The organism is Sandarakinorhabdus sp., assembly GCF_040398645.1.
Taxonomy (GTDB): Bacteria; Pseudomonadota; Alphaproteobacteria; order Sphingomonadales; family Sphingomonadaceae; genus Sandarakinorhabdus.
The window spans coordinates 1-11,172 of the sequence record NZ_JBBATR010000025.1 but is presented as its reverse complement, the minus strand read 5'-3'; the positions used below and the strand labels follow the sequence as shown (position 1 = coordinate 11,172).

10 protein-coding genes are annotated in these 11,172 nt (G+C 63.1%); 5 read left to right on the top strand and 5 right to left on the bottom strand.

Annotated elements, in window-relative coordinates:
- Positions 1 to 521: 521 nt before the first annotated feature.
- Entirely contained in the window at positions 522 to 1,583 is a 1,062-nt protein-coding gene (locus ABWP50_RS13600) for a PEPxxWA-CTERM sorting domain-containing protein (protein ID WP_502951008.1), read from the bottom strand.
- A 187-nt stretch (positions 1,584 to 1,770) separates the two neighbouring features.
- Here ABWP50_RS13600 and ABWP50_RS07725 point away from each other — a divergent pair, with 187 nt between their 5' ends.
- On the top strand, positions 1,771 to 2,925 hold the full coding sequence (locus tag ABWP50_RS07725; protein ID WP_353217419.1) for a helix-turn-helix domain-containing protein: 1,155 nt from the start codon (positions 1,771 to 1,773) through the stop codon (positions 2,923 to 2,925).
- On the opposite strand, the gene ABWP50_RS07720 is transcribed toward ABWP50_RS07725, so the two are convergent.
- The 3 genes from ABWP50_RS07720 to ABWP50_RS07710 all read right to left on the bottom strand — a co-directional run bounded on the left by ABWP50_RS07720 (position 2,897) and on the right by ABWP50_RS07710 (position 5,741).
- Positions 2,897 to 4,159: a metal-dependent hydrolase family protein gene (locus ABWP50_RS07720; protein ID WP_353217418.1), complete on the bottom strand. Its 1,263-nt coding sequence runs from the start codon at positions 4,157 to 4,159 to the stop codon at positions 2,897 to 2,899. The two genes, ABWP50_RS07725 and ABWP50_RS07720, sit on opposite strands and share 29 nt — an antisense overlap.
- 118 nt (positions 4,160 to 4,277) lie before the next feature.
- The gene (locus ABWP50_RS07715) at positions 4,278 to 4,703 is read right to left on the bottom strand and encodes a CoA-binding protein (protein ID WP_353217417.1); all 426 of its coding nucleotides are present in this window, start codon (positions 4,701 to 4,703) and stop codon (positions 4,278 to 4,280) included.
- Between the two features lie 3 nt (positions 4,704 to 4,706).
- Positions 4,707 to 5,741, bottom strand: a complete 1,035-nt coding sequence (locus ABWP50_RS07710) for an Mrp/NBP35 family ATP-binding protein (RefSeq protein WP_353217416.1) — start codon at positions 5,739 to 5,741, stop codon at positions 4,707 to 4,709.
- A gap of 147 nt (positions 5,742 to 5,888) precedes the next feature.
- On the opposite strand from ABWP50_RS07710, the gene hflK reads away from it, so the two are divergent.
- The 3 genes from hflK (at position 5,889) to ABWP50_RS07695 (ending at position 9,589) form a co-directional block, all read left to right on the top strand.
- Entirely contained in the window at positions 5,889 to 7,058 is a 1,170-nt protein-coding gene (gene hflK / locus ABWP50_RS07705) for an FtsH protease activity modulator HflK (protein ID WP_353217415.1), read from the top strand.
- Positions 7,059 to 7,068: 10 nt separating this feature from the next.
- Positions 7,069 to 7,917, top strand: a complete 849-nt coding sequence (gene hflC / locus ABWP50_RS07700) for a protease modulator HflC (protein ID WP_353217414.1) — start codon at positions 7,069 to 7,071, stop codon at positions 7,915 to 7,917.
- Between the two features lie 82 nt (positions 7,918 to 7,999).
- Positions 8,000 to 9,589, top strand: a complete 1,590-nt coding sequence (locus tag ABWP50_RS07695) for a Do family serine endopeptidase (RefSeq protein ID WP_353217413.1) — start codon at positions 8,000 to 8,002, stop codon at positions 9,587 to 9,589.
- 55 nt (positions 9,590 to 9,644) lie between these two features.
- Here ABWP50_RS07695 and ABWP50_RS07690 read toward each other — a convergent pair whose 3' ends face one another.
- Positions 9,645 to 10,790 (bottom strand): N-acetyltransferase, encoded by a 1,146-nt coding sequence (locus tag ABWP50_RS07690; RefSeq protein WP_353217412.1) that lies wholly within the window; start codon positions 10,788 to 10,790, stop codon positions 9,645 to 9,647.
- 80 nt (positions 10,791 to 10,870) lie between these two features.
- On the opposite strand from ABWP50_RS07690, the gene ABWP50_RS07685 reads away from it, so the two are divergent.
- Positions 10,871 to 11,172: putative quinol monooxygenase (locus ABWP50_RS07685; protein ID WP_353217411.1), on the top strand; the 302-nt coding region annotated here is incomplete at its 3' end.

The window sequence follows — 11,172 nt, the reverse complement described above, 5'->3', positions numbered from 1 at the left end:
GCTGCAATCGCCCGCTGCAATCAGATGGCGACCGGCCTGTAGGTTACAAAGGTTACTGTTTGTCCTTGTACGCGAGAGGCTGTTCCGGGGCGTCAACTGGCCGCGATTGGCCGCTGCGGCAGTTTAGTGCATCTGGCTGGATGTAGGACAGCAAGAAGAGGCCTCCGGCGGGCAGGGTCGCGGACCCTGCACCCGTTTGTTTTTGGCCAGCGCTTGATGGCGGCTTTGGGGTGGAAAGCCACCGCTCCAGGCTACAACATGCAACGACCGATTTTGGGACATAGCCGCCATTCCTGGCGGGATCGCTAAACGTCAGTTTCCGCCAACACCCGACATTTGCGCTTATGCTTGAGCGTCATCGCCCTGACTGCACGGCGCCAGGAGCGCGAAGTTTCGGGTTTTACCTTTCGATGACCGGCTCCCCGCCGGAGTGCGGGCCTTGGTATGAAGCGTATCATTCCGGCAAGAAAAAGGGGGCAGCCGTTGCCGGCCGCCCCCTTTCGTCGACACCCTTGGTCAGTTCAGGCGCTGACGACAGCGACCCGGCGGCGGCGCATCGCAGCGCCGGTCAGGCCGAAGCCGGCGATCAGCATCGCCCAGCTAGCGGGTTCAGGCACTGCGGCGGTTTCGATGACGTTTGCCCGCAGGAAGAGGGGGGTAAAGACTTCCGGCGAGACCGTGCGCCCGAAAACGCTCTGCGCGGTTACGACCGTGGCATTGCCAAAGTATGGCCCGAAATATTCGGGATTCAGGGGTTCGAAGCCGACCGTGAAGGTCGCTGACTCCCCACCCGCGAGGTCGAATCCTTCTTCGAAGCCACTGAAGAAGACGCCTCCGTTACGAACGCTCCCGGGCGGCAGGAATGCGCCGGACAATGTTTGCCCTTCCACAAAGGGGTTGAGATTGGTCAAGGTGAACGAAGCCGTCACAAACCCATCTGGCGCGACATTTCCAAGGTCCAGTGTGTAACCCCCTTGGTCGGCGAGAAGCGGGACGCCGTCGGACGTCAGTTTCCAATTGGAAGGGTCTGGTACTGCGAATGTTGGGGTCCATGAGCCTGGGCTTGGAGAATATCCGGACACCCTTTCACCAAAAAATTCACATATGTCTGCAAATCCACTTTCCTCGCAAGGTTCGCCTCCCAGATAAGCCCATCCACTATAATCGCCAGCCGTGTTGCTGCTCTCAAAAACAGCATAGTATTCAGATTTGGAAATTACAGACAGATTGATGTCCCAGGATGTTATGTTTCCGAATAAATCTTTATTTAGTTCAAATTTCTGAGTTTCATAGCCTAATACATTACTGGAACTGAAGCCTTCGTACATTTTTCCGACAGTGCCGTAAATTTCCCAATACTCGCCAAGATCATCATCTGTATAATATATTGTTACCGGTCCCAAGCTTTGAACCCCGAGGCGCGTGAGGGTATTGCCCACATATTCATATGTTATCGCTTGGGCCGGTTCGGCGGCCGAAATCCCGAAGGCAAGGGCAGCCGCCGCCAGCATGGCGCGGCAGGACAATACCGGCCTTTCGACCGAAAAACGCTTGCGGCTGGAAATTGCGATCGACATGGACATCAGCTTTGCTCCCCAGAGGTTGGCATACGGCACGACAATTATCTTGCCCGCAGATTAACCATAAGACGTGCTACTCCCGGGTCGACCGTTCGACCTAACGCATTTCCTTACAAAAACAGCCGCATGCGACATCAACGAGGGTCGCGCCATCACGCCGCCATATGGTCAAGCTGGGTGGTAACGTTCCTTGGACAAGATATTTATGACGGCAAGGCAGTTACTGATCGAAAGCGGCAGTCACGCGCCCGGCGTATGCGCCGCAGACTTTAACGTTGGCCCCGGTGGCGGGCTCCGTATCGAGCGCGTCGCCGACGTCTTGCGCCCGGTCCTGTCGAGCTACACGGTATTTGATTCGGACTCGGACCTGTATCCGAACTCCAAAAACTGGATGCTGCCGAACTGGGCCCGCATCTGGATCGGATTGACCGCCGACCTGTTCGACGTTTCGATCGGTAGCCGGCGTTATGCGCGCGTCGGTACGGCATCGCTGATCGGCGTCACCAGCCGGGGGATGCCGCTCACGACGTACGGCGGCCGCAGCATCGCCATCGATATTGCGCCCCTGGCATGGGCCAGGTTGTTCGCGCCGTCGGCAGAAAGCCTGCGCGATCGCATCACGCCGCTTGCCGAACTGGTGCCCGCCGGGTGGAGCGAAGATCTGATCGCGCGCGTCGTGGAGTCCGAGCGCGGCACCGATCTCAAATTCATCCTCGACGCGTTTTTCCTTGAACGCTTGCCGCCGGCTCACGCACAGGAGGCGATGCTCGCGCGCATTCTTGCGCTGCTCACCGATCCGGAGACGAATGATTTATCGGGCGCGGCGGCGCAGGTCGGCATCGACAATCGCCTCTTGCTGCGCCTCACCAAACAATATTTCGGGTTTCCGCCAAAGATACTGTTGATGCGAACGCGATTTCTGCGCGCGCTGACGGCGATGGCGGTGGACTGCGGCAAACCTGATTTCAGCGTGGCGCCGCCCGGTTATCACGACAACTCGCACTTTATTCGTGATTCCAATCGTTTCCTTGGTATGACACCGCGGCGCTTCCTCGCTCTCGAATTGCCGTACCTGCGCACCATAGCGCGCGCGCATGCTGGTAATGGGAGCCGCGACATCGTCGCTCGACAGGGGGAGTTGAGCATTCTGCTTCGGGCGAATGGCGGCTTCTGCGATAAGCGAACATTCGGCGATGATAGCGCGAACGACCGGGGCTGGGTCGCAAGCAACACTTCACCCATCAGCACACCAGAAAACAAGTGGGTGCAGGGTCTCAGGCCCTGCCTGCCGGAGGCACTGCTTCCTAAAAAACAGCTCAGTCGATCACCTTGCCGCGCGTCATAACCCATTTCACCTGCGCCAGTTGTTTCACATCCGCCACCGGGTCGCCATCGGTGGCGATGATGTCGGCGGCTTTGCCCGGCTCCAGCGTGCCGATCTCGCTCGACAGGCCGAGCAGTTCGGCGGCGCCGGTGGTGGCGCTGATCAACACGTCGCGGGGCGTCATCCCGCCGAATTCCACCATGTCGCTGGCTTCCTCGCCGTTGCGGCCGTGTTCGAACACGCCGGCATCGGTGCCGAAGGCGATGCGGGCGCCGGCAGCGCGGGCGGCGATGATCTGCTTGCCGCGGCGTTGCAGGATGGCGCGCACCTTGGTTTCCACGACGGGGGTATAGACGTTCTTGCCCAATTGTTCGCCGGTGTGGCGGAAGGGCATCAGGGTGGGCACCAGCCAGCCGCCCGTTGCAGCCAGCGCCTTGGCGCCGGCTTCATCGGTGAAGCTGCCGTGCTCGATCGAATCCACTCCGGCGCGGGCGGCGGCTTCGATGCCGCGTGGGCCGTGGGCGTGGGCGGCGACTTTCAGGCCCAGGCTGTGCGCTGTCACGACGATGGCACGCATTTCTTCATCGCTGAAATGCTGGTCCAGCCCGCGGCCTTGCTGGCTAAGCACGCCGCCGGTGGCGGTGAACTTGATGACGTCGGCGCCGCGCTGGCTGGCTTCGCGCACCCGCGCCGCGCATTCGGCGGCGCCGGTGCAGGTGTTGCCCTGATCGAGCGCATCGTTGACCAGTTGATTGAAGCCCGACACATCGCCGTGGCCGCCAACAATCGAAAGCGCCGTCCCGGCCGCAAGGATGCGCGGGCCGGGGAACATGCCGCTGTTGATGGCATCGCGCACGGCAAAGCCCGACAGCCGCGAGCTGCCGAGATCGCGCACCGTGGTGAAGCCGGCGCGCGCGGTGATGCGGGCATTTTTCAGGCCATAGGCGACCGCCAGTTCGGGATTGTCGACCGCGTCGCGCCAGAACGGGGTGCCGGGATCGCCGGTCAGATGCACGTGGCTGTCGATCAGGCCGGGGCTGAGCGTGCGCGCCGACTGGTCGATCACTCGGGCGCCGGCCGGGATGGCGGCGCTGGCTGGGTTGATTGCCGTGATGCGGCCATCGGTCACGATGATCGTGCTGGGGCCGAGCGCCGGTTTGGCGGCATCGGTGATGACGCGCCCGGCCTTGATGGCGATGGTTTCGGCAGTGGCCGGGCTGGCGAGCAACAGAGCGGCGATGATGGCGGTGCGCATGGATGTTCCCCCGATTGATCCTGCCACCGTGCGCCCGCCCACAGCCCGGATCAAGCCATCAAATTTCGCTGAAAAAACGGGGGGGTGCAGGCATTCGCCCTGCCCGCCGGAGGCCGCTTTACTGCTTCTTGAGCCCCAACCGCCTGATCTCGATCTTCGGGCAGCGGTCCATCACCACCAGCAGCCCGGCGGCTTCGGCACGGGCGGCGGCGGCGTGGTCGATCACGCCCAATTGTGTCCACACCGATTTCGCGCCCACGGCGATGGCGTCGTCCACCACGCCCGAAACAAATTCGCTGCGGCGGAACACATCGACCATTTCGATGGGCCCGGCGATGTCGGCCAGGGCCGCCACCACTGTCTGGCCATGGATGCTCTGCCCGGCGAGCGCGGGATTGACCGGGATGACGTGGTAGCCTTGGGCGATCAGCATGCCCATCACGCCGTATGCAGCGCGGTCGGGCCGGTCGCTGGCGCCGACCAGCGCGATGGTGCTTGTGGCCGCCAGCAGCTGGGCGATATCGGCATCGGCGGTGAGCGGCATCGCTTACAGCCCGACAGTGATCATCACGCCGCGCGCGATCTCGTCAAAGATCGCCGCGGTGTCGCCGCTGATCGGCTGGCCGGCATCCGCGGCGGCGCGCACGTCCATCTGCAGCGGGATGCGGCCCAGGAACGGCACGCCCATCGCGGCGGCCTCACGCTCCGCCCCGCCGTGGCCAAAGGGATCCGACACGTGGCCGCAGGCCGGGCAGGAATAGCCGGCCATGTTTTCCACCACGCCGAGCACGCGCACACCCACTTCGCCAAACATCGCCACGGCGCGGCGGGCATCGATCAGCGCCAGATCCTGCGGGGTGGACACGATCAACGATCCATCGGGCTTGAGCTTTTGCGCCAGGGTCAGCTGCACATCGCCGGTGCCGGGCGGCATATCGATGACCAATATGTCCAGCGCGCCCCAATCGCATTGCTCAACCATCTGCACCAGCGCCGATGATGCCATCGGCCCGCGCCAGACGATGGCCTTGTTCGGATCGGTCATCATGCCCATCGAAAGCGCCTTGATGCCGTGGCGGGTTTCGGGCTGCAGGCGGTCATTCTCCACCCGCGCCCGGCCGGTGATGCCCAGCATGGTCGGCACGGATGGGCCGTAGATATCGGCATCGAGCAGGCCCACGGCCTGGCCGGCGCGGGCGAGTGCAAAGGCCAGATTGGCGGCAACCGTGGATTTGCCGACCCCGCCCTTGCCGCTGGCCACCGCCACCAGCTTGCGGATGCCGGGCACGGTTGATGCGGCTGGCCTTGCCCCGGTTGCGGTTGCGGCCGGCGCGGCGCTGCGGTCCGCTGTCAGGATGATGCGCACGCTGGTCACGCCGGCGACACGTTTCACGGCCGCTTCGGCAGCGGCCTGCAGGCGCTCAGCGGCGGTGCGGTCCAGGCCATCGACGGCCAGCACCAGCCCGGCCTGGCCATCATCCTTGACGACAATGCCGGCGGCGCGGCCGGACGTGATCAGGCTGCCGCCATCCGGATCGGGCACCGCCGCAAGGGCGGCTGCAACTTGGTCTTTCAGGGCCATTGGCGTGTGCTTTCCTTGATAAAATGGCGCGGCCACCAGTGTCGCCGTCAACAATCACTGCAGCGGTGCCGCATGCCCTCGCAATCCCGGGTTTCGCTCCGTATATAGAGGTCTTGATTTGGTGATAAGCTCTGGAAACAGCATCCTATGCCTTGGCAGAACAATAATGATGACGGCAGCAACGACCCGGCTGGTGACGGGAATGGGCCGCAACCCGGCACCCCGCCATCATCGCCCGGCCGCCGCCAGCCGGACCGGCCTGCCAATCCGTGGGGCGAAGGCCCGCCGCGCCGCCCGATGGGCAGCAAGCCGCCAAATCGCGGCAACAGCGATTTTGATGATCTGATCCGTCGCAGCCAGGAACGGCTGCGCAGCCAGTTCGGCGGTGGCGGCGGGGGCGGCGGCAATTTTGGCGGTGGCCTGGACCTGAGCAACGCCCGCTGGACACTGTGGGCTGGCGGCGGTCTGGTGGCCGCGTGGCTGATCTTGACGGCGTTTTACCGGGTGGACGCGCAGGAACGCGCCGTGGTGCAGCGTTTTGGCGCCTATGTCGAAACCACCGGGCCCGGCATGCACCTGAAACTGCCTTGGCCGATTGACGCTGTCGAACTGCGCAAGGTCGAGCAGATCAACATCATCGACATTTCATCGAGCGAAGGCGCCAGCGAAAATCTGATGCTGACGGGCGACCAGAATATCATCAACCTCGCTTACACGGTGCGGTGGAAGATCAAGGGTCCGGAATCCTACCTGTACGAACTGTCGGACCCCGAAAAGACCGTGCGTGAGGTTGCCGAAAGCGCCATGCGCGCTGAAATTTCGCGCGCAACCCTGAACGATGCACTTGGCCCGCAGCGCGCCCAGATTGCCGAACAAGTGCGCGAACGCATGCAGGAACTGCTCGATTCCTACCGGTCGGGCGTTGATGTGCGCGGCGTTGACATCAAGCAGGCGGACCCGCCCGCCGCCATCGATGGTGCCTTCAAGGACGTTTCGGCGGCGCAGCAGGACGCCCAGCAATATCTCAACCGCGCCCGCACTTATGCGCAGGCACTGGTGGCGCGCGCCCAAGGCGATGCAGCCGGCTTTGATGCCGTTTATGCGCAATACAAGCTGGCCCCTGAAGTGACCCGCAAGCGCATGTATCTGGAAACGATGGAAAAAGTTTTGGCCAAGGTGGAAAAAACCATCATCGATGTGCCAGGCGTGACGCCTTATCTGCCATTGCCCGAAGTGCGCCGCCGTGCTGCTGCTGCCCCCGCTGCAACCACCGGCGCAGCGGCCGCGCCGGCGAGCGACGCCGCCGGCCAGCGTTGAGGATGACCCGATGAACACGCTGACTCGCAATCCTGCCATCCTGGCCGCGCTGGGCTTTGCCCTGGTGATCCTTGCCATGGGCAGCTTTTATACCGTACCCGAAACCAAGCAGGCCGTGGTGCTGCGGCTTGGCAAGCCGGCGCGTATCGTCAACGCCTATGATCCCAAGGCGAAGCTGGGTGAGACCGGCGCCGGCCTGACCATGAAGGTGCCGTTCATCGAGGACGTGAAGTTCATCGACAAGCGCATCCTTGATCTCGATATGGACGCGCAGACGGTGCTGTCTACCGATCAGCTGCGGCTGGTGGTGGATGCGTTCGCGCGTTTCCGCATTGTTGATCCGCTGCGCATGGTGCAGACCGTGGGCAGCGAGCAGAACGCGGCGGATGCGCTTAAGCGCATTCTGGCATCAAAGCTGCGCAACGAGCTGGGCAAGCAACCGTTTGCGGCTCTGCTCAGCCCGGAACGCGGTGAATTGATGGATGAAATCCAGAACACCGTGAACCGCCAGGCCAAGCAATATGGCGCCGAAATCATTGATGTGCGCATCAAGCGCGCCGATCTGCCGTCTGGCCCGCCACTCGAAGCGGCGTATGCGCGCATGGCGTCTGCCCGCCAGCAGGAAGCCGCCACGATCCGGGCGCAAGGCAACAAGCAGGCGCAGCTTGTGCAAGCCGAAGCCGACGCCCAATCGGCCCGCATTTACGCGGACAGCTTTGGCAAGGACCCTGAATTCTATGCCTTTTACCGGGCGATGCAGGCCTATCGCACCACATTTGATGATGGCACCGGCACCGTTGTGCTTGGCCCGAACAACGAATTCCTGCGCGAATTCGAAGGCCGGCGCAGCAACCGCTGATCGCTGTTCATGCACGGTTAGTCGTGTGGTTCGCATAAGCTGAAATTCGCCCGATTGTCACTCGTTCCGCAGAAAGAAACCAATGTCGTCCAAGCCGTTTCGTCACCTGGTTCCCCTCGCCGTGCTGGCCACTGGCATCGCGGCAATGGCAGTTGCGCAAGTGCCGGCCCCAACAGTGGCCGTTGCGCCTGCGCAAAACGCTGTTGCCCCGGCCGTGGCGATCATGCCGCCCGGCGGCGCCCCGCGCAGCTTTGCCGATCTGACCGCGCGGCTTGCGCCGTCGGTTGTCAATGTCTCCACCACGCAGAAGGTTGAAGTCGGCCGCATGCGCCGCGGGCCGGGCCAGCCGGGCGGCAATCCGCTCGAGGAGCTGTTCCGCCGTTTCCAGGAGCAGCAGGACGGCGGCGAGCCGGTAACGCGCGAAGCCACCAGCCTTGGTTCGGGGTTCATCATTGCCGCCGATGGTTATATCGTCACTAACAATCACGTGATTTCGGCGGGCCAGGGCCGCGACCAGCCGGTCGAATCGATCACCGTCACCCTGTCGGATCGGCGTGAATACAAGGCGCGGGTGGTCGGCCGCGACCCGCTGACCGATCTTGCCGTGCTGAAAATCGAAGCCACCGGCCTGCCCTATGTGCAGTTCGGCAACAGCGAGCAGATCCGCGTCGGCGAATGGGCGATTGCCATCGGCAACCCCTTTGGCCTCGGCGGTACTGTCACCGCCGGCATCGTGTCGGCCTTGCACCGCGACATCGGGTCCGGCCAGTATGACCGCTATATCCAGACCGATGCTTCGATCAATCAAGGCAACAGCGGCGGGCCCCTCTTTGATCTGAACGGCAATGTCATCGGCATCAACACGGCGATCTTCTCGCCCACCGGCGGCAATGTCGGCTTGGGCTTTGCCATCCCGGCCGAGCTTGCCAAGCCGGTTGTCGAGCAGCTCAAGGCGAGCGGCGGCGTCAAGCGCGGCTATATGGGGGTCGCCATTCAGCGCCTGTCCCCCGATATCGCCGATGGTCTGGGCCTGCCAAAGGACAAGGGCGAGATTGTTGCCAATGTCGAACCCAATGGCCCGGCGGCGCGCGCTGGTATCCGCCAGGGTGACGTGCTGCTGAGTGTCAGCGGCCGCGAGGTCGATTATGACAACAGCCTGTCCTATCTGGTGGCAACCACGCCGATCAACACCACCGTGCCGATTGTGCTGTTGCGCGATGGCAAGCGGCTGACCGTGACGGCAACCATCGCCCAGCGCCCGGCCGAAAGCGTCGTGAATGCCCGCGCCGGCCTGCCCACCGAAGAGGATGAAACACCCGCCGCCGACGACGTTAAGGTGCCGGGTATCGAAGCCGCCAAGGCCAGCCTTGGCATCACCTTGCAGCCGCTGACGCCGGTGCTGCGCCAGCAGCTGCGCCTGGATGAAAAGGTGCAGGGTGTTGTGGTGGCCGGGATCAGTCCATCTTCGGATGCCGCCACAAAGGGCTTGCAGCGCGGTGACGTGATCGTGAAGATCGGCCAGAAGCCAGTGACCAGCCCGGCCGAAGCCGCTGCCGCCGTCGAAGCCGAACGCAAGGCCGGCCGCGACACGGTGTTGATGCTGGTGCAGCGCGGCAACACGCCGCCAACCTATCGCGGCATCAAGCTGATACCGGCCAAGCCGGCCAAGTGACGCGGCCAGCAATCGCGGGCTGAAAAGGGAGCGGGCAACCGCTCCCTTTTTGTTTTTACAACGCGGTTTCGTACACGCGGTAGGTGCGGGTAACGTGGCTTTCGATGGCATCGGCGATTGAACGCATCGGGCCGTTGTCGTCGAGGATCCAGCCGATCTCGCCTTCGGTCGCGCCGAAATCCGGCACCACGACCCGGCGGATATATTCGATCATCTGGAAGGCCATCAGGCTGGCCACGCGGTGGCCCTGCAGCGATTTGCGGATGCCCATCAAGGGCACGCGGACGCGCCGCACTTGCGGTTTGCGCAGCCGCCACAGCAGCTTTGCCCAGCCGAACGGAAACAAATTGCCATTCAGATCGCGCGTCAGCTCATTGACGTCGGGCAGGGTGATCAAAAATCCGACCGCTTCGCCGTCATACTCGGCAATGCGCACCAGATCGTTGAAAATGATCGGCTTCAGCTTCTTGCCGACATAGGCGATTTCCAGCGGCGTGAGCGGCACATAGCCCCAGTTGGTTGACCAGGCATCGTTGAGGATATCGAGGATCAGCGCCGCTTCGCTGGCGAAATTGCGTTTGTCGACCGGGCGCGTCACCAGCCGGGCGTTGCGTTCCGAAAAGGCGACAATGCGCTGCACAATTTCCGGGAACGGCTGCGCAATCGGCAGCGACCAGCAATGCAGATCCTTGATGCCGCCATAGCCGCGCGCGGTGATCAGCCGTTCGTAATAAGGCAAATGATGCCCCATCATCACGGTGGGCGGCCCATCAAAGCCCTGCACCAGCAGGCCCGGTTCGTCCCAGATCGACAGGCTGAACGGGCCTTGCGCGCGGGTCATGCCCTGCGCGCGCAGCCAGGTTTCGGCGGTGTCCAGCAGCGCATCGGCCACGGCTTGGTCATCGATGCATTCAAACATGCCCCAATGGCCGGTGCCGGCGCCCATATGCTTGAGGACCAGTTGATCAACCTGCGCCGAAATCCGGCCCACCACCACGCCGCCGCGCATCGCCAGCCAGAACTCGGCGCGCGCATGTTCAAACCAGGGATTGGTTTTCAGCCCGCCGATCAGGCCGTGCACTTCGCTTTTCAGCGGCGGCACCCAATGCGGATCATTGGCATACAGCCGCCAGACCAGCTCGACAAAAGCCTTGCGGTCGGCGCTGGTTTCGACGCGCTTAATGGTCAGTGTATCGGTCATGTTGCCGGGATAAGCTGGATTTGCGGCAAATTGGCGGCGGCGCGCTTGCCTGAAACAACCGGGCATGTGCATATCGCGCAATGTTCAACAGACGCGACACGCTAATTGCCGCTGGCGCTGGCCTGATCGCCGGGCCGGGCATGGCGGCCAGCCTGGGAGCCAAGCCAATGTATGGACGTGTGGGGAAATTGAAGGCCGTGGCGGGCCAGCGCGAGGCGCTGATCGCCGCGTTGAGCGCCGGCAGCACGGCAATGCCGGGCAATAGCAGCTATGTTATCGCCCGCGATGCGGCCGACGCGGATGGCATCTGGATCTGGGAAAGCTGGGATAGCGCCGAAAGCCACCGGGCCTCGCTGGCATTGCCGCAGGTCAAGCAGGCGAT

What these genes read in the sequence shown, in the direction of transcription:
- ABWP50_RS07715 (WP_353217417.1), bottom strand. Translation starts at nt 4,703, where the DNA reads ATGCCGCTCACCGCCGATGCCGATATCGCCCAGCTGCTGGCGGCCACA.
- ABWP50_RS07720 (WP_353217418.1), bottom strand. Translation starts at nt 4,159, where the DNA reads ATGCGCACCGCCATCATCGCCGCTCTGTTGCTCGCCAGCCCGGCCACT.
- ABWP50_RS07690 (WP_353217412.1), bottom strand. Translation starts at nt 10,790, where the DNA reads ATGACCGATACACTGACCATTAAGCGCGTCGAAACCAGCGCCGACCGC.
- ABWP50_RS13600 (WP_502951008.1), bottom strand. Translation starts at nt 1,583, where the DNA reads ATGTCCATGTCGATCGCAATTTCCAGCCGCAAGCGTTTTTCGGTCGAA.
- ABWP50_RS07695 (WP_353217413.1), top strand. Translation starts at nt 8,000, where the DNA reads ATGTCGTCCAAGCCGTTTCGTCACCTGGTTCCCCTCGCCGTGCTGGCC.
- hflC (WP_353217414.1), top strand. Translation starts at nt 7,069, where the DNA reads ATGAACACGCTGACTCGCAATCCTGCCATCCTGGCCGCGCTGGGCTTT.
- hflK (WP_353217415.1), top strand. Translation starts at nt 5,889, where the DNA reads ATGCCTTGGCAGAACAATAATGATGACGGCAGCAACGACCCGGCTGGT.
- ABWP50_RS07710 (WP_353217416.1), bottom strand. Translation starts at nt 5,741, where the DNA reads ATGGCCCTGAAAGACCAAGTTGCAGCCGCCCTTGCGGCGGTGCCCGAT.